This is a genomic window from Amycolatopsis sp. TNS106 (genome assembly GCF_019330265.1).
Lineage (GTDB): Bacteria > Actinomycetota > Actinomycetes > Mycobacteriales > Pseudonocardiaceae > Amycolatopsis > Amycolatopsis lurida.
The window spans coordinates 8,276,120-8,301,974 of sequence record NZ_CP024972.1; the positions used below are offsets into that span (position 1 = coordinate 8,276,120).

Annotated in this window: 25 protein-coding genes; 12 read left to right on the forward strand and 13 right to left on the reverse strand. The window is 70.6% G+C overall.

Features of this window, described 5'->3' with window-relative positions; translation table 11 throughout:
• Positions 1–5 precede the first annotated feature (5 nt).
• A complete protein-coding gene (katG, locus tag CVV72_RS38450) occupies positions 6–2,240 on the forward strand; it encodes a catalase/peroxidase HPI (RefSeq protein WP_219149396.1) in 2,235 nt (744 codons plus the stop codon).
• Between the two features lie 63 nt (positions 2,241–2,303).
• Here katG and CVV72_RS38455 read toward each other — a convergent pair whose 3' ends face one another.
• Both CVV72_RS38455 and CVV72_RS38460 read right to left on the reverse strand, forming a co-directional pair.
• Complete coding sequence (locus CVV72_RS38455) at positions 2,304–3,086, reverse strand: GAF and ANTAR domain-containing protein (protein ID WP_219149398.1); 783 nt, start codon at positions 3,084–3,086, stop codon at positions 2,304–2,306.
• An 84-nt stretch (positions 3,087–3,170) separates the two neighbouring features.
• Positions 3,171–3,548 carry a VOC family protein gene (locus CVV72_RS38460; RefSeq protein WP_219149400.1) on the reverse strand — a complete coding sequence of 126 codons (378 nt, stop codon included), beginning with the start codon at positions 3,546–3,548 and terminating at the stop codon, positions 3,171–3,173.
• Positions 3,549–3,637: 89 nt separating this feature from the next.
• Between CVV72_RS38460 and CVV72_RS38465 the strand changes: the two genes are divergently transcribed.
• Both CVV72_RS38465 and CVV72_RS38470 read left to right on the forward strand, forming a co-directional pair.
• Complete coding sequence (locus CVV72_RS38465; protein WP_219149402.1) at positions 3,638–4,189, forward strand: hemerythrin domain-containing protein; 552 nt, start codon at positions 3,638–3,640, stop codon at positions 4,187–4,189.
• A gap of 57 nt (positions 4,190–4,246) precedes the next feature.
• On the forward strand, positions 4,247–4,591 hold the full coding sequence (locus CVV72_RS38470) for an STAS domain-containing protein (RefSeq protein WP_219149404.1): 345 nt from the start codon (positions 4,247–4,249) through the stop codon (positions 4,589–4,591).
• 160 nt (positions 4,592–4,751) lie between these two features.
• Here the strand turns inward: CVV72_RS38470 and CVV72_RS38475 are convergent, their stop codons facing one another.
• Together CVV72_RS38475 and CVV72_RS38480 are read right to left on the reverse strand one after the other, a co-directional pair.
• Positions 4,752–5,831 (reverse strand): aminotransferase class I/II-fold pyridoxal phosphate-dependent enzyme, encoded by a 1,080-nt coding sequence (locus CVV72_RS38475; protein WP_255632395.1) that lies wholly within the window; start codon positions 5,829–5,831, stop codon positions 4,752–4,754.
• Between the two features lie 10 nt (positions 5,832–5,841).
• Positions 5,842–6,174, reverse strand: a complete 333-nt coding sequence (locus CVV72_RS38480; RefSeq protein ID WP_219149406.1) for a plasmid stabilization protein — start codon at positions 6,172–6,174, stop codon at positions 5,842–5,844.
• 191 nt (positions 6,175–6,365) lie between these two features.
• Between CVV72_RS38480 and CVV72_RS38485 the strand changes: the two genes are divergently transcribed.
• Positions 6,366–7,190 carry a SigB/SigF/SigG family RNA polymerase sigma factor gene (locus CVV72_RS38485; RefSeq protein WP_370641983.1) on the forward strand — a complete coding sequence of 275 codons (825 nt, stop codon included), beginning with the start codon at positions 6,366–6,368 and terminating at the stop codon, positions 7,188–7,190.
• Here the strand turns inward: CVV72_RS38485 and CVV72_RS38490 are convergent.
• The 3 genes from CVV72_RS38490 to CVV72_RS38500 form a co-directional block, all read right to left on the reverse strand.
• On the reverse strand, positions 7,180–7,917 hold the full coding sequence (locus tag CVV72_RS38490) for a decarboxylase (protein ID WP_219149408.1): 738 nt from the start codon (positions 7,915–7,917) through the stop codon (positions 7,180–7,182). The genes CVV72_RS38485 and CVV72_RS38490 overlap by 11 nt on opposite strands.
• Before the next feature lie 53 nt (positions 7,918–7,970).
• Positions 7,971–8,351, reverse strand: a complete 381-nt coding sequence (locus CVV72_RS38495) for a DUF6292 family protein (protein ID WP_034323291.1) — start codon at positions 8,349–8,351, stop codon at positions 7,971–7,973.
• A gap of 77 nt (positions 8,352–8,428) precedes the next feature.
• The gene (locus CVV72_RS38500; protein ID WP_219149410.1) at positions 8,429–8,869 is read right to left on the reverse strand and encodes an Hsp20/alpha crystallin family protein; all 441 of its coding nucleotides are present in this window, start codon (positions 8,867–8,869) and stop codon (positions 8,429–8,431) included.
• Positions 8,870–8,990: 121 nt separating this feature from the next.
• Between CVV72_RS38500 and CVV72_RS38505 the strand changes: the two genes are divergently transcribed.
• The gene (locus CVV72_RS38505; RefSeq protein WP_219149412.1) at positions 8,991–9,605 is read left to right on the forward strand and encodes an HSP18 transcriptional regulator; all 615 of its coding nucleotides are present in this window, start codon (positions 8,991–8,993) and stop codon (positions 9,603–9,605) included.
• Positions 9,606–9,671: 66 nt separating this feature from the next.
• On the forward strand, positions 9,672–9,860 hold the full coding sequence (locus tag CVV72_RS38510; RefSeq protein WP_219149414.1) for a hypothetical protein: 189 nt from the start codon (positions 9,672–9,674) through the stop codon (positions 9,858–9,860).
• Between the two features lie 189 nt (positions 9,861–10,049).
• On the opposite strand, the gene CVV72_RS41825 is transcribed toward CVV72_RS38510, so the two are convergent.
• The 3 genes from CVV72_RS41825 to CVV72_RS38520 form a co-directional block, all read right to left on the reverse strand.
• Positions 10,050–10,175 carry a hypothetical protein gene (locus CVV72_RS41825; protein ID WP_005159680.1) on the reverse strand — a complete coding sequence of 42 codons (126 nt, stop codon included), beginning with the start codon at positions 10,173–10,175 and terminating at the stop codon, positions 10,050–10,052.
• Positions 10,176–10,257: 82 nt separating this feature from the next.
• The gene (locus tag CVV72_RS38515) at positions 10,258–11,007 is read right to left on the reverse strand and encodes a nucleotidyltransferase domain-containing protein (RefSeq protein WP_219149416.1); all 750 of its coding nucleotides are present in this window, start codon (positions 11,005–11,007) and stop codon (positions 10,258–10,260) included.
• 69 nt (positions 11,008–11,076) lie between these two features.
• Positions 11,077–12,393: a type VII secretion protein EccE gene (locus tag CVV72_RS38520; protein WP_219149418.1), complete on the reverse strand. Its 1,317-nt coding sequence runs from the start codon at positions 12,391–12,393 to the stop codon at positions 11,077–11,079.
• 128 nt (positions 12,394–12,521) lie between these two features.
• On the opposite strand from CVV72_RS38520, the gene CVV72_RS38525 reads away from it, so the two are divergent.
• From CVV72_RS38525 to CVV72_RS38540, 4 genes are read left to right on the forward strand one after another with little or no spacing between them, the layout of a single operon-like run.
• Entirely contained in the window at positions 12,522–14,636 is a 2,115-nt protein-coding gene (locus CVV72_RS38525; protein ID WP_219149420.1) for a fibronectin type III domain-containing protein, read from the forward strand.
• A complete protein-coding gene (locus CVV72_RS38530; protein ID WP_219149422.1) occupies positions 14,633–15,586 on the forward strand; it encodes a MoxR family ATPase in 954 nt (317 codons plus the stop codon). The genes CVV72_RS38525 and CVV72_RS38530 overlap by 4 nt, the downstream gene beginning before the upstream one ends.
• Before the next feature lie 2 nt (positions 15,587–15,588).
• Positions 15,589–16,716 (forward strand): DUF58 domain-containing protein, encoded by a 1,128-nt coding sequence (locus CVV72_RS38535; RefSeq protein ID WP_219149425.1) that lies wholly within the window; start codon positions 15,589–15,591, stop codon positions 16,714–16,716.
• On the forward strand, positions 16,713–18,884 hold the full coding sequence (locus CVV72_RS38540; RefSeq protein WP_219149427.1) for a transglutaminaseTgpA domain-containing protein: 2,172 nt from the start codon (positions 16,713–16,715) through the stop codon (positions 18,882–18,884). The genes CVV72_RS38535 and CVV72_RS38540 overlap by 4 nt, the downstream gene beginning before the upstream one ends.
• A gap of 214 nt (positions 18,885–19,098) precedes the next feature.
• Here the strand turns inward: CVV72_RS38540 and CVV72_RS38545 are convergent, their stop codons facing one another.
• Positions 19,099–20,499 (reverse strand): protein kinase, encoded by a 1,401-nt coding sequence (locus CVV72_RS38545; RefSeq protein ID WP_219149429.1) that lies wholly within the window; start codon positions 20,497–20,499, stop codon positions 19,099–19,101.
• A 102-nt stretch (positions 20,500–20,601) separates the two neighbouring features.
• Between CVV72_RS38545 and eccD the strand changes: the two genes are divergently transcribed.
• Positions 20,602–21,978, forward strand: coding sequence for a type VII secretion integral membrane protein EccD (eccD, locus tag CVV72_RS38550; RefSeq protein ID WP_219149431.1), 1,377 nt, complete (start codon positions 20,602–20,604; stop codon positions 21,976–21,978).
• A gap of 4 nt (positions 21,979–21,982) precedes the next feature.
• A complete protein-coding gene (eccB, locus tag CVV72_RS38555; RefSeq protein WP_219149433.1) occupies positions 21,983–23,416 on the forward strand; it encodes a type VII secretion protein EccB in 1,434 nt (477 codons plus the stop codon).
• A 375-nt stretch (positions 23,417–23,791) separates the two neighbouring features.
• Here eccB and CVV72_RS38560 read toward each other — a convergent pair whose 3' ends face one another.
• Positions 23,792–25,045: a sensor histidine kinase KdpD gene (locus tag CVV72_RS38560; protein ID WP_219149435.1), complete on the reverse strand. Its 1,254-nt coding sequence runs from the start codon at positions 25,043–25,045 to the stop codon at positions 23,792–23,794.
• Positions 25,042–25,707, reverse strand: coding sequence for a response regulator transcription factor (locus CVV72_RS38565; RefSeq protein WP_219149437.1), 666 nt, complete (start codon positions 25,705–25,707; stop codon positions 25,042–25,044). The genes CVV72_RS38560 and CVV72_RS38565 overlap by 4 nt, the downstream gene beginning before the upstream one ends.
• Between the last annotated feature and the right edge of the window lie 148 nt (positions 25,708–25,855).

The window sequence follows — 25,855 nt, forward strand, 5'->3', positions numbered from 1 at the left end:
AAGAAATGAGTGACACCCCGGAGAAGGGCTGCCCCGTGGCCCACGACTCCGTGACCGCGCACGGTAGCGAGAGCGAGAACCCGGCGATCGATTCGCCGACGCCGAAGACGGGCGGCCGCCCGCGCACCAACAAGGACTGGTGGCCCAACCAGCTCGACCTGTCGGTGCTGCACGCCCACTCGCCCAAGGCCAATCCGCTCGGTGAGAACTTCAGCTACGCCAAGGAATTCGCCGAACTCGACGTCGAGGCCCTCAAACGGGACATCGTCGAGGTGCTCACCACCTCGCAGGACTGGTGGCCCGCCGACTTCGGCCACTACGGCGGCCTGATGATCCGCATGAGCTGGCACGCCGCGGGCACCTACCGCATCCACGACGGCCGCGGCGGGGCCGGCGACGGCGCGCAGCGGTTCGCTCCGCTCAACAGCTGGCCCGACAACGCCAACCTCGACAAGGCGCGGCGGCTGCTGTGGCCGGTCAAGGAGAAGTACGGCCAGCAGATCTCGTGGGCCGACCTGCTCGTCCTCGCCGGGAACGTCGCGCTGGAATCGATGGGGTTCAAGACGTTCGGCTTCGGGTTCGGCCGGGTGGACACCTGGGAGCCCGAGGAGATCTTCTGGGGGCCGGAAGACACCTGGCTGGGTGACGAGCGCTACGCCGGTGACTCCGAGATGGTGCCCGACGTCGGCGCGACCGAGATGGGCCTCATCTACGTCAACCCCGAGGGCCCCCGCGGCAACGCGGACCCGGCCGCGGCGGCGCATTTCATCCGCGAGACCTTCGCCAGGATGGCGATGAACGACGAGGAGACCGTCGCGCTCATCGCCGGTGGTCACACCTTCGGCAAGACCCACGGCGCGGGTATCGCCGACGACCACGTGGGCCCGGAGCCCGAAGCCGCCCCGATCGAGACCCAGGGTCTCGGCTGGCTGAGCACCCACGGCAGCGGCAAGGGCGCCGACACGATCACCAGCGGTCTCGAAGTGACGTGGACCGACAAGCCGACGCAGTGGAGCAACCGGTTCTTCGAGATCCTCTTCGGCTACGAGTGGGAGCTCACCACGAGCCCCGGCGGCGCGAAGCAGTACGTCGCCAAGGACGCCGAGGCGATCATCCCGGACGCGCACGACCCGGCCAAGAAGCACAAGCCGACCATGCTCACGACGGATCTGGCGCTGCGCGTCGACCCGACGTACGAGAAGATCTCGCGGCGCTTCCTGGAGAACCCGGACGAGTTCGCCCTCGCCTTCGCCAAGGCCTGGTACAAGCTGCTGCACCGCGACATGGGCCCGGTCAGCCGCTTCCTGGGGCCGTGGGTCCCCGAGCCGCAGCTGTGGCAGGACCCGGTGCCGGACGTCGACCACGAACTCGTGGGGGACGCCGACATCGCCGCCCTCAAGACGAAGGTGCTCGACTCCGGGCTCACGATCGCCCAGCTGGTCGGCACGGCGTGGGCCTCCGCGGCGAGCTTCCGGTCCACCGACAAACGCGGTGGCGCCAACGGCGCGCGGATCCGCCTGGAACCCCAGCGTGACTGGGAGGTCAACCAGCCGGAGCAGCTCAGGACGGTCCTGGAGAAGCTGGAAGGCATCCAGCGCGAGTTCAACGACGCCGGTGGCGCCAAGATCTCGCTGGCCGACCTGATCGTGCTGGCGGGCACCGCCGCCGTCGAGAAGGCCGCGCGTGACGCCGGCACCGAGGTGAACGTGGCGTTCCGCCCCGGCCGCACCGACGCCACGCAGGAGGACACCGACGTCGAGTCGTTCGCCCTGCTCGAACCGCGTGCCGACGGATTCCGCAACTACCTGCGTCCCGAGGAGAAGCTGCAGCCGGAGGTCCTGCTGGTCGAGCGCGCTTACATGCTCGACCTGACCGCCCCGGAGATGACCGTCCTCGTCGGCGGCCTGCGTTCGCTCGGGATCAACACCGGCGGCACCCGGCACGGTGTGTTCACCGACCGGCCCGGCGTGCTCACCAACGACTTCTTCACCAACCTGCTCTCGCCGGGCACGAAGTGGAAGGTGTCGGAGTCCGAGGAGAACGTGTACGAGATCCGCGACGTCACCACGGACGCGGTGAAGTGGACGGCCACCGCGGTCGATCTCGTCTTCGGCTCGAACTCGCAGCTGAGGGCGCTCTCCGAGGTCTACGCGGGCCAGGCCGGGCGCGAGCGGTTCGCCGCCGACTTCGCCAAGGCGTGGACCAAGGTCATGGAGCTGGACCGGTTCGACCTCGACTGAGGCCATTGCGCGTGAAGGCCCCCTTCCCTCGGCTCAGCCGAGGGAAGGGGGCCTTCACGCGCTTCAGAGGGTGTCGATCTCCGTGTGCCGGGTGGCCAGGGTGCGGGCGAGTTCGGCGAGTTTGACGTTGAGGTCCTGGGAGGTGCGGCGCAGCAGGTCGAAGGCCTCGTCGGCGGTCAGGCCGCGTCGCTGCATGAGGATTCCCTTCGCCTGCCCGATGACGTCGCGCGATTCGACCGCCCGCCGGAGATGGCTCGCTTCCAGCTCCGCCCGGCTCACGGCGCCGGTGGTCGCCAGCGCGAGCGAGCCGTGGGTCGCCAGCAGCAACGCGGTGTCCTGGGCCTGCGAATCGAGCGCTCCGGGGCGGCGGCTGTAGATGTTCAGCGCGCCGGGCAGCCTCGGTGGGGCGGCGTCGGGGACCAGCACGGTGGACAGGATCGCGGTGTAACCCTGCCGGACGGCGGCCCGGGAGAAGTCCGGCCACCTCTTCTCCGCCTTCAGGTCCTCACTGCGGATGTAACCGGGGCTTTCGCTGTCGGCGGCGTCGACGCACGGCCCGGTGCCCGCCCGGTACTGGACCTTGTCGAGTTCCAGCGCCACTTCGCCGGTCGAGACGGGGGTGTGGAAGGTCCCGTCCGGGGCACGCAGGGTGACCGACACCAGGTCCGCGCCCGGGACGACCCGGTACGCGGCGGCGACGATCTGTTGCAGTACCTGTGCCGGTGTCGAGGCGGTCAGCAGCAGGCGCGTGAGTTCGACGAACTGCTCGGCCAGCGGGCCGGTCGACGTGTCCTCGCCGGAGCCGAAACCGGCCTTGTCGCGCTGCCACAGTCGTTCGTCCGCCATCACTGACCATCCACTCGTGTTCGATGTCCCCGCCGGATACCCTCCGGCGTCATCCGTCAACCGGAGTCCGATGTGGACAGTGGCTCAGGGGTCGACCCTGGCGCGGAGAAGGCAGAACACGTTTCCCTCGGGATCGGCGAGCACATGCCACGACTCTTCCCCCGTCTGCCCGACGTCGGCGGGCCGCGCCCCGGCGGCGAGCAGCCGCTCCAGCTCCGCGTCCTGATCGCGGTCGGTGGGATTCACGTCGATGTGCAGCGGGAGCTTGCCCGGTTTCGGATCGTCGCTGCGGCTCAGGATCAACGTCGGCCGAGGTCCGCCGAAGCCGACGCCGGGCGGCCCGATCTCGATGTCGTCGCCGTCCTTGCCGATTTCGACGTAGCCGAGCACTTCGCACCAGAAAGCCGCCATCCGGACCGGGTCGGCGCAGTCGAGGATGAGTTCGGTGATACGGCAGGCCATACGGCGAGGATAGCCGGGTTCCGGTGCATGGATCCGCTGTGAGTGGGTACTCGCAGGCGTCGAGTTGATCCCGAACCGAGGAGGCGGCCGTGGCCGGCGATGTCGTGGACTTGATCATGCAGGACCACCGCGAAGTGGAGCGGCTGTTCGGCGAACTCGAGCGGCATCCGGAGAAACGGCCGCTGCTCGTCCCGGTGCTCTCGGCGCTCCTCACCGCGCACAGCCGCGCCGAGGAGGCAGAGGTGTACCCGGCGGCGAAGAGCGAGGCGGACGAGGCCGACGACGTCGCGCACGGTCAGCAGGAGCACGCCGAAGCCGAGCAGTTGCTCGTGAAACTGAACGGCGCCGAAACTGGGTCGAAGGAGTTCGACAAGGTGCTCTCCGACCTCGTCGAGGCGGTCACGCACCACGTGAAGGAAGAGGAATCCACCGTACTGCCGAAGATGCGGCGCGAACTGGACGAAACGCGGCGACGGGAACTGGGGGAGGCCTTCGTGACCAGCCGGGCTTCGCATCTCGGCGACCGCCCCGGTGAGGCCACCAGACGAGAACTGCTGACCCAGGCGCGCAACGCGGGCGTGACGGGTGCTTCGAAGATGGCCAAGGACGAGATCGCGCGCGAGGTGGCCGAGTCATCCTGAGCGGACTGTCCTGTCGCGACGGTTGCGGTCCCGTCCACAGGCTTCTACCTTCGATGGATGGCGATCGACACCGAAGCCGGGCAGGCCGCTCCTCTCGTCGTGGTTCAGACGGCTCGCTCGGAAGACGCGATCACCGTCGAAGTGGCGGGTGACATCGATATTGCGACCAGTCCTCGACTCCGGGCCGAAGTCTTCAGACTGCTGGCTGACGCTCCCGGCGCCGCGATGATCGACATGACCGGTGTCGGCTTCTGTGATTCCTCGGGGCTTTCCGTGCTGGTGCAGCTGAATCGTCACTGTGAGGAAGCCGGGATCGAGCTGAGTTTCGTGCCGTCCAAGGTACTGCTGCGGGCCCTTGAACTCACCGGGCTGCTGCCCACACTGAAGGTGGACACCGCTTAGGCGGTGTCCTGCAAGTCGTGTTCGCGGTCTTCGCGCCCAGGCGGCCCCTGGCGGCACGGGCGGACGCGACCGAGTACAACCCGGTACGAGGCCGATCCGCCCGCACCGCCAGGAACCACCTGGATCACGAAGCCCATCGAACAGACTTACAGGACACCGCCTAGGCGACGACGCGGACCGTGCCCAGCTCGGGATCGGCGGCGTCGTAGATGAACATGCCCGAGCGCACGCCGGTGTGGAGATAATCGACGATCGCGTCGGTGAACACTTCACCGGGAGCGATCGCCGGGATACCGGGCGGGTAGGGGCTGATCATCTCCGCGCTGAGGCGTCCCTCGGCCTTGTCCAGCGGCACATGCTCGGCGTCGGCGAAGAACGCGTCGCGGGGCAGCATTCGCATTTCCAGGGTCAGTTCGGCGGCGGAGGGCAGGTCCACCACCGGTCGCCGCTCGAAATCGTGGTCGACCAGCCCGCGCAGGCCGCTCATGAGGGCGGACACCGTCTCCTCGTCGTCGGCATGGGTGATCTGCACCGCGATCCGCCGGTGATCGGCCAGCCCGGTGTGCAGATGGCGTTCGGCGAGATGGTCGGACGCCTGGTAGCCGGTGATACCGAGCCCGGAGACATCGACCACGATCTTGAGGGGGTCGTGTTCGAAGGCGAGTGGGTGGAATTCCGCGGCCAGCGCGTGGAGCCCCGGGATGTCTTCGATCTCCGCTCGTACGCGGGCGGCCAGCGCCAGTGCGTTGCCCAGCAGTTCTTCGCCGTGTTCGACCATCTGCCTGCGCCAGCCGTCGAGGGAGGCGAACAGCAGCGCGGAAGTGCTCGTGGTGCCGAGCAGGTCCTCCCTGGCCTTGAGCACGTCGGGGGAGACCCGGTCGCCTCGCAGGTGGGACACCGACGCCTGTTCGAGCCCGCCGCCCATCTTGTGCGTGCTCGTGACGCAGAGGTCGGCTTCGCCGTCCATCGCCCAGGTGGGCAGGTCGTCGTGGAACGGATAGTGGGCACCCCACGCCTCGTCCACGATCAGCGCCTTGTCCGCGGCATGGCACGCTCGGGCGACACCGCGGATGTCGGCGCAACTGCCGTAGTCGGTCGGGGTGATCAGCAACATGCCTTTGACGTCCGGCGCGTCCGCCAGCGCCGCGGCCTTGCTTGTGTCCTGGTGGGGTGAAGGCCAGACCGCCCGCGCGGCGGTAGGCCTCGATGGCTTCCAGCACCGGTGCGCGCGAGTGGTCATCCTGCTCCGATCAGCGGCCGAGGGCGTTCTGCAGTTCCTTCTTGGTCATGCTGGACCGGCCCTTGATGTTGCGCTTCTTCGCTTCGTTGTAGAGCTGGTCCTTGGTCGGCCCGCCGGGGCCCTTCCGGTTGCCGGACCGTTCGCCGCCGCGTTTCTGCGGCGACTTGTCCCTGGTCGAACTCTTGCTCGCGGTCTTGGCTTCACCGGACTGGGCGCGGTTCTTGTTCACCGTGCGTGCGGCGATCTCCTCGGCGCGTCCGCTGCTCGCGCCGCGTTTCTTCTGAGAGGACTTGATGTGCTCGTACTGACGTTCGCGTTTGTCGCTCCAGCTCTGTTCAGGCACGGCTCCTCCTTCGTCTCGACCTGCGGATACCCGGCCGTCCCGGCGGTCAATCGAAAGATCACCCGTCCAAGGCAGGGCCGCGGCGATGTTTACCGGCGCCGTTCGCCGGGTATCAAAACGGTGACGAGGGGAGCGTATTCATGTCGGTCCACAAAGGACGAAGGTGACTTTTGGTGAACGCCACGTCGCTCATGGAAGACATCGATCACGTCGTCCTGCGCGAGGAGCCGGTCCCGGCCCCTCGCGATCGTCGAGCGCGGCGCAGGGACGACTACTCCCATTGCCGCCCCTGGTTCGACGAGATGGCCGTTCTGCCCGCCGGTCACCCGGAACGGGAGCGCCTGCGGGAGCGCCTGATCCTCGAACTGCTGCCGATCGCCGAGCACATCGCCGTCCGGTTCAGCGGACGGGGGCAGCCGAGGGAAGACCTGATCCAGGTCGCGCGGATCGGCCTGATGAAGGCCGTGGACCGGTTCGATCCGGGACAGGGCGGGGATTTCCTGGCGTATGCGGTGCCCACGGTGATGGGCGAGGTGCGGCGTTTCTTCCGTGACACCGGCTGGGCGGTCCACGTCCCGCGCGGGATGCAGGAACTGCGCACCCGGCTCTCCCGGGCGACCACGGAACTCACCCAGACCCTCGGCCGCGCGCCGACCCCCACCGAACTCGCCGCGCACCTGGACGTGGACGTCGAAACCGTCCGCGAAGGCCTGCTCGCCGCGAACAGCTACCAGACGTCGTCCCTCGACCGGCCGGTCAACGACGGCGAGGGTTCCCTTCCGCTGTCCGACGTGATGGGCGAGCAGGATTCCCGGTTCGAGCACATCGAGGACCGGCACACCGTCGTCCCGCTGCTCCAACGGCTCCCGGAGCGGGAGCGGGCGATCGTCACGATGCGGTTCTTCGACGGGCTGACCCAGTCCCAGATCGCCGAACGTGTCGGTATCTCCCAGATGCACGTTTCCCGCCTGCTCACGAAGATCCTCCAGGATCTGCGCGGCAGGCTCAACGGCTGAACAACTCGCCGAGACCCGGCCGGACCGGCGGGGCGCCCAGCGCGCGCAGGGAATCCCAGAGGGTGACCGCGGTGGCCGTCAGCACGGGTTTGCCGAGGGCGGTTTCGAGGTCTTCGAGCAACGGCGTCGTGTGCAGGGCCGTTTCGGGGATCAACAGCGCGTCGGCCTCCTCGTGATCGGCCGCCGCGGCGAGTTCGGTGATGCGACGGCCGTCCCAGGCCGCGAGCGCCCGGTCCGAGGGCGCGTCGGCGGAGACCGAGTGAACGGTGGAAACCCCCGCTTCCGCGAGGAAGCCGGCGAAAGTCGCGGTCGTGTCGCGGTGATAGACCGAGGCGAGCGCCACGCGCCTGGCGCCCAAGTGGGCGAGCGCGGTGAGGTATGCGAGCGATGTGCTGCGCGCGGGAACACCGAGGTGTTCGCCGAGCACGCGGGACTGTTCGAGCGCGCCGTCGAGGCCGCGTGTGAAGCTGCAACTGGAACAGGCCCAGCTGACGACGTCCGGTACCGTGCCGAACCGCGCGGCGGCCACGAGCCTGCCCGGCTCGCCGAGCTCACGGACGGCTTCGTGTTTTCCGGCCGCGTCGAGGTCTTCGACCCGGCCGATGGTTTCGCCCCACGGGACATAGGCGAAGTCCACGGTGAGGTCAGGATCCAATTTTCCCGCCAGGGCGAGGAAATCGTCCTCACCGCAGTCCCGCGTCGGGTACAGCAGGCCGATCTTGGGCACGGCTCACTCCTTCCGGGTCGAAGCCCTTCGGAGGTACCCGACGCGAGCGGCGGTCACGCGTGCGCGGCGGACAGGCCGCCGAAATCCGGCGGGGTGAGCTGGCCGACACTGTGGTCGTCCTCGCGGACGGCCCGGAGGAAACGCGCGACCTGCGCGGGGCGCGGGGTGGCGGTCTTCCCGCCCAGGTAGCGGAGGACGATGAGATCTTCGCCGGAGTGGGTCTCGATCGCCACGGCCCAGCCGTGGATCTCGTCCCACAGCAGGGCGACGTCGCGCTCGGGATGGGTGGGGAGCCGCTCGTCGAGCGCGACGTACGCCGAAACCGGGCTGTCGTGGTCGACGGTGCAGGATTCGAGGCCGACGCCGAGGACCTCGGTGACTTCGGCGAGATACCCCCACACGGCGTCGCGGGTGTGCGGGTGGCGGACAGGCATGGTGAGCAAACGAGGACTTCCCTTCTTTCCCCGGCCTCGTCCGGTGCGGGCGCCGAGGCCCGCACCGGACGGGACACTCAGGCCTGGATCTCCTTGCGGTCGGACGTGGAACCCGTGATCTCGATGCGCCGCGGCTTCGCCTTCTCGGCGATCGGGATGCGGAGGGTCAGCACGCCCGCTTCGTAGCCGGCCGCGATGTTGTCGGTGTCGAGGGCCTCGCCGAGGAACAGCTGGCGGGAGAAGACGCCGAGCGGACGTTCGGAAACCTGCATCTGGACGTCTTTCCCGGCGAACGGCCGCCGCTCGGCCTTGACGGTCAGGACGTTGCGTTCGACGTCCAGCTCGATCGCGTCGGCGGAGACGCCGGGAAGGTCGAAGCAGACGACGAACTCGTCGCCCTCGCGGTAGGCGTCCATCGGCATGGTGGCCGGCTTGGACCAGGTGCCCGGATTCGCGGCGCCGAACATCTGCTGGGTCAGCCTGTCCAGTTCGCGGAACGGGTCGGTGCGCATCAACATCGGGTTCCACCTCCTGGGTCGTTGTCACTGGTGTCAACACGCACTACTGTTCTACCATGTCATCGGAACGATGACAACCGCCGAGTCGTCGATTGGATGACAAGTCGATTGGATGACAATCATGGACGAAGACCCCTCCCAGACCGTGCGCAGCGTTCGTGACGTCGTGGCGGAGGCCCGATCCGGTGTCTCGGAACCGGAGCGGGTCCTGGCGGCCTTGGTCGCGTTGAAGGCGGTCCGCGAGCAACTGGCCGCCTGGGAGCCGGAGCTGATCGCGGCCGCTCGCGCGGGCGGCACCAGCTGGACGGCGCTCGCCCCCGCGCTGGGGGTCGCGAGCCGTCAGGCGGCGGAGCGGCGGTTCCTGCGGCTGCGGCCGTCCTCGGGCGGGGAGAGCACCGGGGAGGCGCGGGTCGACGCGGAACGAGACCGGCGGGCGGGTGATCGCGCGGTGGCCGAGTGGGCGCGGCGCAACTCGGCGATCCTGCGGCAGCTGGCTGGTCAGGCGGGCGCGCTGGACGGGTTGAACGCCAAGGCCAGGGAAAGCGCCGACAGGCTGAGCGCGGTGCTCGGCGAGGACGACGTCACCGGCCTCCTGGCGCCGCTGGCCGACCTGCGTGCCCACCTGCCTCGCGAGCACACCGGTTTCGCCGAACGGCTCGGCGAGATCGGCATGCACACCGAGCAGGTCCGGCGGGACGCCGTCGACGATCGGCGGGATCGCCACTCTTCTCGATGAGGCGGGTGTGAACACGGCGCGGGACGGGTACCCGCTGCCGTCCCTCGAGCGAGCCGGAGGTCTTCGATGCTGGTCCGACCCGATTCCCTGCCAGCCGCCGACGTCGTCGAGCTGGCGCTGAAAGTACTTGCGGCGGAAGGCCTGCGCGGGCAGGCCGCCCATGCGGCCCTCGAGGCGATGGCGCGAGAACGAGGCCTGCCGGTCAAGCGGTGCGCCGAACTCATCGTGGCGGCCGTGGACGGGCGCGTGAACTGAAGGCGCGGTGGGGCGGTGTCGCCGCGGGTGGCATGTCGCGAAAGCCACTTTCGGGACATCAGACGTCCCGAAAGTGGCTTTCGCGACATGCTCCGCCGCCCGGCTCGGCCCAGGAACGTCGTGAAGGCCTCCTTCCCTACCCTGAAGGTAGGCAAGGAGGCCTTCACGGACTTACGCGACCGGCAAGCCCTACTGGCAGGCTTCGCAGTCCGGGTCGTCGATGCGGCAGGCGGCACCATCGGTGAGCGGGAAGTCGAAGTCGTCGAGAGCGGGGACGGCCAGGGTGGTTTCTTCCGGCGTGGCGGTGGCGGACATGTCACTCCCTTGGTACGGAACGGGTCTTATCTCTCTGTAGCGCTGAAGATCGCCGGTCATTCCGTGACGCGCGCCACAGGGTTCAGTCGGCGGTCCCAAGCAGCGCCTCCGCGTCGTCCACCGCCTTGGCGAGGGCGTCCGGGTCCGCGCGCAAACCCGTGAGCACCGTGTCGATTTCACGCAATCCCGCGCGCCGCAGCAGCCGTTTCTCGTTGGTGACCCACTCGCCGCGGGCCGCGAGGACCGCGTGTGCCGTCTCCATCGCGGCGGTCGCCAGCGCGCCCGCGACCTCCGTGGCCTGCCCGCGCGGGACGAAGGCTCCACGGGTGTAACGCAAAGTCAGCCCGGCGCGGCCTCGCCACATCGCCGGGGCCGTTTCCCGCAGCGCTTCCGGAAAGTCCGGCCGCGGCAGCTCGCCGCGCAGTACGCGGTTGACCGCGAGTTCGGCGACGGGCAGGTAACTCGGGACGCCCGCGAGATGGAACATCAACGGCTCCCAGTGGAACCGGCCTTCGCGGGCTTCGGCGAGATGGTGTTCGACGGAGCCGAGGTCGCGGTAGTGGACGTCGACCTGTCTGCCGTCGATCGTGAGCCAGGCGCCGCCGTTGAACACGCCGCCGCCCCACGCACCGAGTTCCGAGACCTCGCCGTCCCAGCCGACGGCGCGCAGGTCCGCCGGGTCGAAGGCGCCGCGGTAGTAGACGGCGAAATCCCAGTCGCTGCCGGGGCCGTGGGTGTCCTGCGCGCGTGATCCGCCGAGGGTGACGGCGTGCACGGCGGGGAGTGCGGCCAGAGTGTCCGCCACGTGGGCGAGGAAAGTGTCGTCGTTCATCGCGCGGCCGAGTTTAGGGTCGTGCCCGCGCGGACGCGACGGGTTTGCACACCGGCGTGATCACCGTGCTCAACTGACCCCGAGCGGCAGCGTGGCGGCCACTCCCTTGGCGTGCCTGCCGTCGAGCCGGTCCAGGGTGAGCCCACCTCGGCGGGCGGCGAGTTCCAGGTCCCGCACCGCGTGTTCCACCGCCCGCGGTCCGGCGGCGGCGATCCGGATCGAGGCGCTGACGCGCGGTTCGGTCTCAGCGGTGCTCCGGCGCGCGGTCACGGCGAGTGTCACCGCGGAACCGGGAGCGGCGGCGAGCAGCCGTCGGGAGAGATCCGCCGTGAGCACCGGGGAAAGCGTGTCCCAGCCGTCGAGGCGGAAGGTCGCCTGGCAGATCGGCCCGCTGTGCCAGAACCGCCAGTCCTCGCGGATGCGCGCCCGGCCGGCCGTGACGTGCGCCAGCGAGGCGAGTACGCCGAGGACCTCGTTTTCGGCGAGCGCCCGCACCGGCAGTCCGTCGCGACGGAGTTGCCGTCGCACCCGCCGGACCGTGTTCCCGAGCGCCTGCCGCACGTCGGTGTCGCGGTGCACGTCGACGGTGCGCAGCGCCTGCAACGCGACCCAGCCCCGCGGCGGCCGTGAACGGTCGGCTCCGACGTGGTGGATGACCTGCGCGGCGACGTCCGACGTCTGTTCGCGGGCAGGCGGAAGCAACATCAGCGGCGACGGCATCGGCTGCTCGCGTGCGGCCGATTTCGGTTGCAGCACAGCGGTGATCCCGTCGGCGCGGCTGACCATGAACACCGTCTCGTCGCCGATCTCGCCCGCCGTTCCCGTCGCTTCCGGCGACAGCAGGCGCAGCAGCGCCCGGCCCGCCTCACCGGTGTTCCGGAGATCCCGGTCGCGGTCCCGCGTCAGATAGCCGGACGCCGAACCGAGCCAGGCGTAGAGCCAGCGTCCGCGGATCCGCACGGTGGTCAGCGCGAGGACCACGACGGCGGCGGTGACCACCACGGCCGCCAGCGGCCACGGCCGCCCCGCCACCAGGACGAGCGCGACGAGGACGAGTTGCCAGCAGACGATCTGCGGCACCCCGATCCCGCCGAACCGCCCCGATCGCCGCACCGGAACGGGCGCCGGTGGATTCGGCCGCGGCGTACCGGGCACCGGAGCGGGGACGGGTACCGCCGCGAACCCTCGCGGTCGCTGCTCCGCCTGACGAGCGGCGGTGAGCGCCGCCAGCGCGGCCTCGCGTGCGGCGGCCCGCGCGGCGGGCGCGGCATAGGCGAGCGGATCGGATACGGCCGCTGCCCGCGGTGCGGCCGGTGCGGCTCGGGGAAGCGGCGGGGGCGGCGCGTGGTACCGCCCGCCCGTCCTGGCCGCGCCGGGATCGGTCATCGTCCTGCCTCCTCAAACCGTGTCGCCTCAGGCTGCCCGGCCAACATGAGGTTTCGATGACACGGCGCCCGCACGGGCGAGACAGGCTGTTTCATCGAAATTTCATGGTCGCTCTCTAGCTTGATCGCGTGAACACCGAGAAGCGGTTCAGCGCGATGGCCAGGACGAGAATGGCCGTGGCGCTGGTGGTCGCGGGCTGCCTGGCGCTGGTCGGGCTCGCCGTGACCGGGCAGGCGGCGACCCCGGACCGGCTGGAGTTCGTCCAGGTCGGCCACTGGGTCTACAACGACGCCGCCCAGTCCGCGTTCCACGTCGACGGTTCGACGAACCGCGTCGACGCGCGCGCGGACGTGCCGGGGGCGAACGGCAGCCAGGTCGCGCAGGGGGACGATTCCGGTTACGTGGTCGAGCGGAACCGCATCACGGAGTTCGACAAGGCGACCTTGAGCGTGGCGGAGTCGGTGCCGCCGCCCGCGCCGGAAACCCCGTTCGTGCTGGAGATCGCGGGCGGTCCGTACCTGGTCTACCGCAACGCGGGCCAGATCGTGCGCCTCGGGGACCCGGCCGCGACGGTGCCCGCAGGGGGGCCACTGTCCCGGCCGGTCGCCACGGCCGAGGGAACGGTGTGGACGCACCGCGTCGACAACGGCTCGGTCTGCGAACTGCCCAAGGGCGCCGCCGTCATGACCTGTCCCGCGCATCTCCCGCCAGGACACGGCGGCGGGCTCACACTCGTGGGCGACCGGCCGGTCGTGCTCGACACCACCGGCGACAGCCTCCACCGCGTCGGCCCGGATGGGCTCGGCGACGGCCTTCCGCTCGGCATCAAGCTCTCGCCGTCGGCACAGGTCGCCAACAGTGCCGTCGGCGACCGGCTGGCCATCGCCGACCCGGAGCGCAACCAGCTCCACCTCATCGACGTCAGCGGCCTCGACCAGGATCGCCCGTCCGCGAAGCCGATTTCGGTCGAGCTCTCCAAGGGCAGCCGGTTCAACGGCCCGCTCTCCTCGTCGAACGTCGTCGCCATGGTCGACGAGACCCGCGGCGAGGTGCTGACCTACGACGCCGCCGGCAAGCTCAAGTCCACCACCAAGGTGCCGGGCCAGGGCAGGGTGCCGAGGCTGGCCAAGGGCGAGGACAACCGGATCTACGTCGACAGCTCCGACGGTTCGCACGTCCTGGTCGTCAACGGCGACGACGGCACGGTGGTCGACGTCGACGTCGACAAGGCGGCCAACAGCCAGACGGCGGGCGCGCCGTCGGCCGAACCGGAACCGTCCGGCGACCAGGCCCCGCAGCCGCCGCAACGGCAACAGGCTCCGCCGAACACCCAGAAGCCGCCTCCGCCGGTGGCGAAGGCGACTCCGCCCGGCGCGCCGAGGAAGGTGAGCGCGTCGTCCGGGGACGGCTCGATCAAGGTCTCGTGGAGCCCGGCCGCGGAGAACGGCGCGCGGATCACCGGCTACCGGGTGACCTGGACCGGCGGGTCCACGCGAGTCGGGGGATCGGCACGGGGGACGACGATTTCCGGGCTGCGCAACGGAACGCCGTATGTGCTCACCGTGGTCGCGGAGAACTCCGCGGGGATCGGCCCCGGCGCCAGCGCCAAGGCGGTCGTCCCGGGACCCGCGAACCGGCCCGCCGGGGCACCGGTCGTCACCGCGAACGCCACCGCGGCGGGCAACGTGTCGGTGAGCTGGACCCAGCCCGACCTGCGCGGCGGCATGCTGGTGCACTACCTGGTCAGCGTGACGGGCAAGGGCCAGCGCACGGTTTCGGGCACGTCCGCGGACTTCACCGGGGTCACCGGCACCGCGACCGTCACGGTCCGCGCGGTGACGAAGTTCGGTTCGGGAGCGGCGGTCAACGGCGCCACCGGCAGCAGGAAGGTCACCGTGCCGGTGGCCTCGGGGCCGCCGACCATCACGATCACCCAGGTCCGGGGCAAGGACAACACGCTGTTCGTTTCCGTGAACGCCAACGGGAAGGGCGTTTCCGCGACCTGCACGGCGGAATTCTTCACCAAGACGAAGCCGGTGCCTTGTTCCGGGGCGACGACACTGATCATCTCCGAGGTCGCATGGCTGGGGGCGATCACGATCGACGCCACCATCAAGACCTCCGCGGGTACCGCCACGGACAGCTGGCGAGGTGTGCCCACGGTGAACGGTGGCGCGCTGTTCTGGCTCGGCCCGATGGCACTGGTCGGCCTGCGCCGACGAAAGGAAAAGGAACTTCTGTGACGCTCACACCCAGGGTCGCCTACGAGCAGATCGCCGAGAACGTGCAATCGGTGGTGCGCGGCAAACCGGAGGTCGTCCGGCTCACCGTGGCGGCGCTGTTCGCCGAAGGGCACCTGCTGATGGAGGACGTGCCCGGCGTCGGGAAGACGACGATCGCGCGCTGTGTCGCCGCCAGCATCGGCGGCCGGTGGAGCCGGATCCAGTTCACCCCCGACCTGCTGCCCGGCGACATCACCGGCGTGATGGTCTACCACCAGAACGCCGAACGCTTCCAGTTCCACCCCGGCGGCATCTTCGCCAACGTGGTGCTGGCGGACGAGATCAACCGGGGTACGCCGAAGACGCAGGCCGCGCTGCTGGAGGTGATGGCCGAACGCCGGGTCACCGTCGATTCGGTCGGCCAGGCGGTGCCGAGGCCGTTCCTCGTGGTGGCCACGCAGAACCCGATCGAGCTGGAGGGCACCTACCGGCTGCCCGAGGCGCAGCTGGACCGGTTCCTCATGCGTATTGCGGTCGGCTACCCGGATCTGGAATCCGAGATGCGCGTGGTGATGGGCGACTGCGCCGGGGTCACGCCGGACGAACTCAAGCCGGTGCTGAGCATCGCCGACGTCCAGTCGGTCATCGACGAGGTCCGGAAGTCCCATCTGGCACCGGAAATCGTCAACTACGCGGTCCGGCTGGCCGCGTCGAGCCGGTCGCATCCGGACGTCCGCTACGGCGCGAGCCCGCGGGGCAGCATCGCGCTGATCCGGGCGGCGCAAGGGCTCGCGGCCACCTTCGGCCGCGACTTCGTCACCCCCGACGACGTCAAGGACGTCGCGCATCCGGTGCTCGACCACCGGCTCGTGCTGACCCCCGAGGCGGAACTCAACCAGCGGCGGACCGCCGACATCGTCGACGAACTCCTGGGCGCGACGGCCGCTCCCATGGCCGCGATGGGGAGGTAGACGTGCGGCTCACCCGCCGCGGCGTCATCGTGCTGGCCTTCGCCGCCGGGTCCTACGTGCTCGGCGAACTGGCCGGGTACACGTTTTTCCGTGCCTTCGCGGGGATCGCGGCAGGCGCGGTGCTGATCGCGTTGGTCACCACGAAGTTCCGGCCGCGGGTGGAGATCGGCCGGACCGTCCAGCCGGACCGGGTCGAACGGGGGAAGCCCGCGCTGGCCTCGCTCGTCGTGCGCAACACCGGTTCGCGGCGGCACGGCGGTTTCGCCGCGGGGGACGGGATCGGGAACGAAACGCACCGACTGCGGGTCCGCCCGCTCGCACCCGGCGCCGAAGCGACGTACCACTACGAGCTCCCGACGACGACGCGCGGGAAACTGCGCGTCGGCCCGCTCGTGGTGCACCGGCCCGACCTCTTCGACCTCGCTCGCGGCGATCGGACCGTCGGGGACTCCGCGTGGTTGTGGGTGCACCCGCGGCGGCACGCGGTACGCGCGGCGCAGGCCGGGCACCCGAGGCACCACCACGAAGGCCCGATCACCGACCCGCCACTGCGCGGTTCGGCGGATCTGCGCGCGGTACGGGAGTACGTCGTCGGCGACGAGGTCCGGCATCTGCACTGGAAGGCGACGGCCAGGACCGGGCGGCTCATGGTCCGCGAGTACGCCGATCCCGCCCAGCCCCGGTTCACCACCGTGCTCGACACGCGGCCCGCGTCGATGACGCCCGCCGTTTTCGAAGAGGCCGTCGAGGTGGCGGCTTCGCTGTTCTACGCGTCGGCGTCGGCGGGGCAGCACTGCCGCCTGATCACTTCGGCCGGCGCGGACACGCCGACCGACAGCGGCGTGCGCGCGGCGAGGACACTGCTGGACGAACTCGCGCTCGTCACACAGGACGCGACGGACGGCGCGCCCTTGCTGCCCTCGGTCCTCGCCGCCGCCGAACGCCCCGGCGGGGTGCTCGTGGTGATCACCGGTCCGGACGCCGATCTGGGCCACACGGCCCGCTGGCGGCCCGACACCGTGGTCCGGCTCGGTGACCTCCGGCCGTCGGCGGGCTCCGGCGGCGTGATCGTCGCGGTCGACGCCGCCGGTGCCGCGGCGCAATGGAACTCCTTGGTGGGTAAGGCATGAGCGCCCGCTTCGATCGAATCGCGGTCGCCGGGCTGCTCGGCGCGACGGGGGTCGCCGGGTTGCTGTTCGCGCCCGTGTTCGGCTGGGCGGAACTGCTCGTGCCGGTGCTCGTGGTCGTCCTGCTGGCGTACGGCTGCGTCGAACTGACCGCGAAGTTCCCCAAGCTGACTCCTTACCGGCCGCTGCTCGTCGCGGTGCTCGGTCTGCTCGGGCTGGTCGAGACGGTGTTGACGTCGACCACGCTCGCCGCGCTGCCGACCGGCGCTTCGATGCGCGGGCTGGCGCGGGGCTTCACGGAAGGCTGGCAGCTCACGTTGCAGTCCACCTGGCCCGCGCTGCCGGTTCCCGAACAGCTGCTGTTCGTCCCGCTGTCGGTCCTGCTCGCCGTCGTGCTCGGGCTGGAACTGCTGCTGCGCTTGAAGATGCCGCTGGTGGCGCTCGTGCCCGGCCTGGCCGTCGCCGGGTTGGCGCAGGCGTATCAGGCCTTGACGGGACTCGTCGCGGTGGCGGCGGCGCTCGGGTTCGCGCTGCCCGCCGGGCTCCTGCTGTGGTCGGGGCGGCGTGTCCGGTCCGTGGGCCGGGCACCCGGCGTGCCGCGGTCCTGGCGGGTGACGGGTTCGGCGATCTGGCCCGCACTGTCCACTGTGGTCGCCCTGGTCGCCGGGTCGGTCGCGTTCGCCGCGCTCGATCCCATCGGCCGCGATCCGCTGACGCTCAAGGACACTCAGGCCGCGCCGCCCCCGCGAAGCAGGGTCGGCAATCCGCTGGACGAGATCGCCCAGCGGCTCATCCGGCCCGGTGAGGAGGTGTTCCGCTACCGCGGCGACACCCCGGTCGACCAGTGGCGCCTGATCGTGCTCAACGGTTTCGACGGCGCGAACTGGCTGTCCGATTCCCGGCTCCATCGGCTCGGGGTGGGTCTGGACGGCGCTCCCGGTGGTTCGGGCGGCAGCGCCGAACTCAAGGTGCGCGGGCTTTCGGGACCCTGGCTGCCGAGCCACCGGGATCTGACCGCGGTGGACGGCCTGACCCCGCTGGTGGACCAGGCCGCGGGCACGCTGATGCTGGAATCGCCGTCGGCCGCTTCGGTACGGGACTACCGGCTCAGCTGGTCCTCACCCGAGGTCGATCTCGCTTCCGGTGAAGTCGACGCGCGCGCACCGGGCGGGCTCGGCGGACTCGGCGCGGTGCCGCCCGACGTCGAACAGCTGGCGAAGGACGCCGTGCGTGGTCTGCGCCCGACGTTCCAGTCCGCATTGCAGCTGGAACGGTTCCTCAGCACGAACTATCAGGTCGCGACGGGCACGGAGGAACTGCCGACCGGGCACGGCTGGCCGCAGCTTCGGCATTTCCTGCTGGAGAGCAAGCGAGGGACGAGCGAGCAGTTCGCCGCCGCGTACGTGGTCTTGGCGCGGATGAGTGGTATCCCGGCGCGGCTCGTCGTCGGGTTCCGTGGTTCGGCGGAGAAGGACGGCGACATGCACGTCGTCCGGAACCGCGATGTCCTGGCCTGGCCCGAAGTCGCGGTCACCGGGGCGGGCTGGGTCGCGCTCGACCCCACCGCCGCGGCGACCGGATCGAGCCGGAGCCAGGCGGGCCCCGGCAAGGCGGTCGCCAAGGCGAGGGCCCAGCTGCCCGCCGAACAGCAACTGCGGCCGCCTCAGCTCCCGCCGGGAACGCAGCAGGACTCCGCCGAAGACCAGAGCGCGGAAGCGGGGGTGAGCTGGTGGTGGCCCGCTCTCGCCGGCGCGATCGTCCTTTTCGGACTCCTCTGGCTCGTGGGGGTTCCGGTGGCGAAGGCGGTCCGCGCACGACGGCGCCGTCGTCGGACCGGCGAGGAAGGGGTGCTCGGCGCCTGGGACGAGATCCGCGACCGGCTGCGCGCGCACGGCGTGCCGTTCCGGATCGGGATGACGCCGCGTGATCTCGCCGAATCCGCCGGATTGCTTGCCGGGGAGGGGATCCGCGAGCCCGTCGCCAGGCTGGCCAAGGTGCTGGACGTGACGCTGTGGTCCGGCGTCCCGGTCGGCGACGGGGCGGTCCGGAAGGCGTGGCAGGAAGTCGGCGAGGTGCGCCGGGGCCTGGCCGCCAGACCGTTCGCGGCTCGGGTGCTGGCGGCACTCGAGCCGCGAACCCTGGTGCCGGTCAAGGGGCGTAAAGAGGACTGAAAGGCGGCGGCCTCGTGGTTACCCGGGCCTGGTGGTCGTGAGTGGTAATGGTCGTTCTAACGCCCTTTACCACTCACGACCCCCGGCACGGAATGGCTCATGGTGCTGATCGGAGCCCCGCACGGCCCCGCGAGAGATGTCACGAAAGCCACTTTCGGGACATCAGACGTCCCGAAAGTGGCTTTCGCGACGCGGCCGGGAGTCGACCCGCGCCTCACGGGTTGCAGCGGGCGCCGCGGATCGCGACCGGTTCGGTGGTGTAGATGTGGCGGCCGTCGGTCGCCCTGAGCTGGAAGCAGTACCGGCGCACCGGGTCGACCGGGACATCGAGGCTGCGTTGGCGGTGGGCGACGAGCTGTTTCGTCTCGAGCCGCTCGCCCGCCATGATCACGACGAAGTCCAGTTCGCCTTCCGCGGTCCAGGTCAGCCGCACGTGATCGCTCTGGTCGCGCGGCGGGGCGAGCGCCAGTTTGACGTCCGGCGCCGGAGCGGAAACCGGTGCGGGCGGCGGGATCGCGGCCGCGACCGGGACGGCCTGCCCGCCGACCTCCGCCGGGCCGAGGATCAGCGGCACCACGGCCAGCCCGGCGGCGAGCACTCCGGCGCCCGCCAGCACGACGGGCTTCCAGGGAAGCCGTCGCTCGGTTTTGAGCGGGCCGCTGAACTCGCGGATCAGGGTCCGGCCGCCCGAGGGCGGCGCCTGCACCACCTGGACCGGCGACGGGGCGGCGGGCTGCTGGACCACGGCGAAGTCGTCGAACTCGACCTCGGCGTCGTCTTCGCCCGGTCCGTCGACGGGTTCCGCGGTGACGACTTCGCCGCCGGGCTGCCGCAGCTTCGTGAACAACCGAGCCAGCGACGCGACGTCCTGCGGCCGGTCGGCCGGTTCCTTGGCCAGCAACCGGAAGACCGTGGCGGAAAGCTCCCTCGGGACGCCCGGATCCTGGATCGGCGCGACGGGCTCCCGCAAGACCTGGAGGATCCGTTCGCCGGGCTGTTGCCCGGTGTGCCGGGGAAAGGGCGGTGTGCCGGTCAACGCGGCGTAGAGCACCGCGCCGAGTCCATAAAGGTCGGACGCGGGGGAAAGCGTGTCGTCGCGCAGGGTTTCCGGCGCGGTGTACTCCACCGCGTACATCGGGTCGCGCGGGAAACGCCGCCGCAGAGCGACCCCGAAGTCGGCGAGCACGAACTCGCCGGAGGCGCGGTACAGCACGTTGTGCGGGCTCACCCCACCGTGCACGACGTCCGCGCCGTGTGCCGCGGCGAGCGCCGACGCGATCGAGGCACCGAGGGTGAGCACGTCGGGAACACCCAGCCTGGCACCGGAATCCAGCAGACCGGCGAGGGAACCAGGGCACAGTTCGCGGCGGACACCGGATCGGCCGCCCGCGTCGGTCAGGACGTCGTCGATCTGCAGCACCGAACGTGTCGCGCGCACGGCGGCCAGCGCCTTCCGCTCGCGGTCCAGCCACGCGGAGGTCTCGCGGTCGAAGGCGGCGGGGAACATCTTGATCGCGAAGTCGTTGCCCGTGGCGGGATCCCGGCCCGCGTAGACGGTGGCGATGGGGCCCTGGGCGAGCAGCCTCGGTCCGCCGACTCCTGTCTCGATGCTCATGACCCCATTGTCGCGCAAGAAGACCGGATCCGGAGCACTTTCCCGGCGGCAGGTTCCTGCCGCGGGTGCCCGGCGGGCGGGCCGCTGGCCGACCCTTTTCCCATGCAGACTGCCGGCCTGGTCAGGGTCACCATCACCACTCCGCACCGGCGCATCGACATGGCGCTGCCGGAACACGCGTCCGTCGCCGAAATCCTCCCCGGCCTGCTCGCGCGGGCGGGCGAGGGGATGGCCGACGACGGGGTCGCCGTCGGCGGCTGGCAGTTGCGCCGCGCCGACGGATCCGCCTTCGATCCGGACCGGACGCTGGGCGCGCATCGGGTCCGGGACGGGGAGATCCTCCATCTGACGCCGCGCCGCGCCGAATGGCCGGAGCTCGAGTACGACGACCTCGTGGACGCGATCGCCACCGGATCCGGCGGCCGGGCCTGGGGGCCGCGGCACACGCGCCGGGCGGGGCTGGCCGCCGGTGCCGCGGCCGCCCTGTTCGGGTTGGTCGCGGTGGTGCGCGCGGGACCGCCGTGGACGACGCCGGCGGCGTGGGCCCTCGCCGTTTCCGCGCTGCTCCTGACCGCGGGGGTCCTGCTCGCGCGGGCACTGCGTGACGCCGGGGCCGGGGCGGTCGTCGCCGCCGTCGCACTGCCGTTCGCCTTCGCCGGCGGCGGCCTGCTGCTGGCGGGCGACGACCCGATCGGCGCGCTGTCCGCCGGTCATCTGCTGCTGGGAAGCGCGACGCTGCTGCTCGCGGCCGTCGTCGGCCATCTCGGGGTGGTCGCCGCGCCGGAACTGTTCACCGGGGCGGCCACCGTCGGGCTGCTCGGCGTACTCGGCGGCTGGCTGGCCACCTTCGACGATCTCGCAGGCTATCGGTCGGCGGCGGTGATCGGCGGCGGCGTGCTCATGCTGTCGACCACGTTCGCTCCGCTGGCGCTGCGGCTCGGCCGGGTGCCGATGCCGGTGCTGCCGCGGTCGACCGCGGACCTCGTCCGAGACGATCCCCAGCCACCACTCGAACTCGTGCACGCCGCCGTGGCCAGAGCGGACGCGTTGCTCACCGGGATGCTGGGCGGCGCGGCCATCGTCGTCATGTACTGCCAGTCGCAGCTGATCCGCAGCGACAGCGAGGCCGCGGTCGTCCTCGTCGCCCTGCTCGCGGCCGGGTTTCTGGTGCGGGCACGGTTGTATCCGATCCTGCGGCAGCGGGTGCCGCTACTGGTGACCGGGATCTTCGGTGCCGGATGCCTGCTGGCGGGGCCGCTCATGGCGGATCGCTCGCTGCTGCTCGTCCTCGCCGGACCGCTGTCCTTGGCGGTGGCCGCGGGCGTGATCGCCTCCGGCGTCGTGCTGAGCACCCGCCCCGCCAACCCGTACCTCGGCAGGATCGCCGAGTACTTCGAGATCCTGGTGACGATCGCCGTCGTCCCGGTGGCGTGTTCGGTGCTCGGCCTGTACGGCTACGTGCGCGGACTGGGGGGCTGAACCCATGGCGTCCAAACGAGATCAACTGCAGGCGTATCAATTCCTGGTGCAGCGCGCCATTTCCGCGCTCGTGACCAGGGAGACCGACCCGGAGCAGCCGCCGTTCCGCCGTCCGTCCGGCGCCGCCTTCGCCGGTGTCGCGCTGGCGATCGTCGCGCTGGCCTGCGTCGGGGTCTACGGGATGATCGTGCCCGGCGGCAACAACGCCTGGCGCAAGAACGCCGCCGTCATCGTGGAGAAGGAGAGCGGGACCCGCTACGTCTACCTCGGCGAACGGCTGCATCCCGTCGCGAACTACGCGTCCGCGCTGCTGTTGCTCGGCGAACACGGCACCACGGAACGGGTTTCGCGCGACTCGCTCGCCGGAGTCCCGCGAGGGCCCCGCATCGGCATCGCCGACGCACCGGACGGCTTGCCCGGCCCCGGAAAGCTGCTCACCGGATCGTGGTCGCTGTGCTCCGCGCCCGCGAGCGACCTGGCGGGCAGCCGGATCGAGGAGTCGGTGCTGCTGGCGGGCGCTTCGCCTTCGGGCGGCGCGGCGCTGGGGGACCAGGCGCTGCTGGTGGAATCGACGTCGACCGGCGACCGGTTCGTCGTATGGCGCGGGCACCGGCACCGGATCAACGACTACGGCGCCGTCGGCACCGGCCTCGCGCTCACCGCCGAGCCGTGGGCACGGGTCGGCAGGGCGTGGCTCGACGTACTCCCGGAAGGCACGCCGATCGGCCCGCTCCCGGTGGCGGCGGCGGGCGAGGTGTCCACCGCGGTGCCGGGCCGGACCGACATCCGGAACGGGATGCTGCTGATGGTGCAGACCTCCGGCGGCGGACAGCAGCACTACCTCGCCGAACGGGACGCCCTGCGGCCCATCACCGAACTGCAGTACGACGTGCAGCGCGCGAGCGCCCAGATGATGGCCGCCTATCCCGGCACGGAGCCGAAAACCGTGCCGCTGCCGCCTTCGCTGGCGACCATGTCCCGGCAACTGGAACCGGTCCAGGCCGAAGCGGGCTCGGCACCCGCCACCCGACCGGCCATCGCGCGCCTGCGCGACCAGGACACCACCGTGTGCGCCACCTTCGGCGACGGTTCCACGGCCCCTTCGCTGACCGTCGATCCCACGCTGCCCGCCGCGGATCCGATGTCGACCACCGCCCGCCGGACCGCGTCCGGGACACCGCTCGCGGACCGCGTCCACGTGCCGCCCGGCAGCGCGATCGTCGTCGAAGCGATGCCTTCGGCGCAGGCCCCCGCCGGGACGCTGACCGTCGTGACCGACATGGGGCGCCGCTATCCGCTGGCTTCACCCGATGTGCTGAAGATGCTCGGCTACCCGTCGGCGCGTCCGGTGCGGCTTCCCGCCGGCCTGGTCGCGCGGCTGCCCGAAGGCCCGAGCCTCGATCCCGCCGCCGCCAGGAGGCAAACGCTGGGCGGCTGAGGCGCCGAGACGGGCGAACTCGCGTGTCAGCGAGGGTAAGTCGATTGTGGCGTGACCGAGTCTGGGCTGGCCGACGGGAGACGGCCGTGCCCTGAGTGTCCACAAGGGGCACTTTTGGCGGCCAAGTCTGGTTGAATGACGAGGATGTGCGGTTTTCTGTGGGGGGGTCGTGAGTGGCAATGAGGGTTCTAACCCTCATTGCCACTCACGACCCCCACGCGAAACTGCGCTGACTGACCAAATCGGGCGCCTTCACCGCGGATGGTGTCCCGAATGGACGGTCGAGATGGTGCCAGGGTCCCGCTCCTGCGGCCGGCCCCTCAAGAGAAGGCGAACTCGCGTGATTGGAGACGGAACTCGCGTACCGCGGTGCGGTCAGGAAGTACTGACCGGGAACCGCAGTTCGAAGATCGCGCCGCCCTCGTCGGCGTTGTACACCGCGAGTGTGCCGCCGTGCGCCTGCGCGACCCAGCGCACGATCGAGAGCCCGAGCCCGGAAGATCCGCCGGTGCTGGCGAACCGGTCGAACGCCTCGCCCGCCAGCGCGGTGTCGATACCCGGGCCGTGGTCCGCGACGGTCACGGTGCCGCCGGCGACGGTCAGGTGCACGAAAGCCTTCGCTCCCGGTTGGCGGCCGTAGCGCACGGCGTTGTCGAGAAGGTTGCCGATGGCCCGTTGCAGCAGCGCGGGATCGGCGTCGACCTTCGTGGGCGCGGCGGTGACGGTGACTTCGGCGCCGTCGGTCGCCGTGTCCTCGACGATGCCCACCACCAGCTGGTCGAGCCAGATCGGCTGGATGCTCAGCTGTTCCACCCCCGCGGCGAGCCGGGCGCGGACGAGCAGGTCGTCGATGATGCCGCCCATTCTCGCGGCGAGCCGGACGGTGCGCGGCAGGAGTTCCGCCGACTGCGCGGGATTGGCCATCGCGGTTTCGGCGAGCGCGCGCAGGGCGGCGACCGGGGTGCGGAGGTCGTGCGCGGTTTCGGCGAGCAGGACCTCCTGCTGTTGCAAGGCAGCGGCCGCGGGCCGGATCGACCGGCCGGACAGCAGGTGGCCCGCGAACCCCAGTATCGCGACCAGCAGCACGGTGCCGCCGATCACCAGCAGCGTGAACTGGGTGTGCGCGGCGTCTTCGGTCTCCGTGGACTGCACCGCGACGACGGCCGCGAAGGTCTTGCCGTCGCCGTCGCGCAGGGGTTCGGCGCGGACCTTGACCATGTCGCCGTTGGTCGCCTTTTGGTGGCCCTGCAACAGCTTGCCGGTCTTCACCGTTTCGGTGGCGAGCGCGGTCAACAGCTGCATGCTCATCGGGACGCAGGTCGCCCGCGAAAGATGCGGCTCGAACGCGGGCGCACCGCCGGGCAGGACCGCGAACTGCGGGCAGCGGTCGTTCAGCACGTCGGTGTTGACCAGACCGAAGCCGACGGTGCCGTCGAATTCGACCAGCCTGCTGACTGACGACGTGACCTGGGTCAGCGCGGCGTCGATCCGTTCCTCGCCCTGGTCACCGTCTTCGTTGATGAGCAGCCACGCGAAGAGCACCAGCCCGAGGGTGTTCATCGCGGTGAACAACGCCGTCAGCGTCCAGCGCAGCCTTCGCAGCCGATCGGCCGAGGAATGGGTGTTCACCGGGCGCCCAGCCGGTAGCCGAGGCCGCGGACGGCGTGGATCAGTTCGGGTTCCTTCAGCTTGCGGCGCAACCGCTTCACCACCACGTCGACCACATTGGACATCGGATCGGCCTGCGCGTCCCAGCAGTGCTCGATCAGATCCGCCCGCTGCACCGGCAGGCCCGCCCTGGTCAGCAGGTATTCGAGCACCGCGTACTCCTTGTTGGTCAAGGTGAGCAGCACCCCGGCCCGGCGCACCTCACGCCGCGCGCAGTCCATCACCAGGTCTTCGTGCTGCAGCACCGAGGGCCGGTCGAACGCGGAGCGATGACACAGATTGGTCACCCGCTCGGTCAGCTCGGCCATCACGAACGGTTTAACGAGGTAGTCGTCGCCGCCGTGCTCGAAACCTGCCACCCGGTCGGCGAGCGCGTCGCGGGCGGTCAGGAACAGTACCGGCGCCCGCCAGCCCAGCTGCCGTCGCATGTGGACGTATTCGATGGCGTCGCCGTCCGGCAGCATCCGGTCGAACACCACGCAGTCGTGATGCGTTCCGCGCAGCAGCCGGTCCGTGGTCGCGATGTCGCCGGCTTCGTCGACGGCGAAACCGGCCGAGCGTAGCTGCGTCACCAGCGCGAGCCGCAGATTTTCGTCGTCTTCGACGACCATCACCCGTGTCATCAAAACCTCATGTTCGGACAGCGAAAGTAGACGCGTGCAGTTGCCCCGGCCCACCGTGCCGGCCGTGTTGCCCCTGAACGCTAACGCGTCGGGTGTCCACGGCGGCCCGGACGGGGAGCAACTGGCATGAACAGGACGTCGTCGGCGG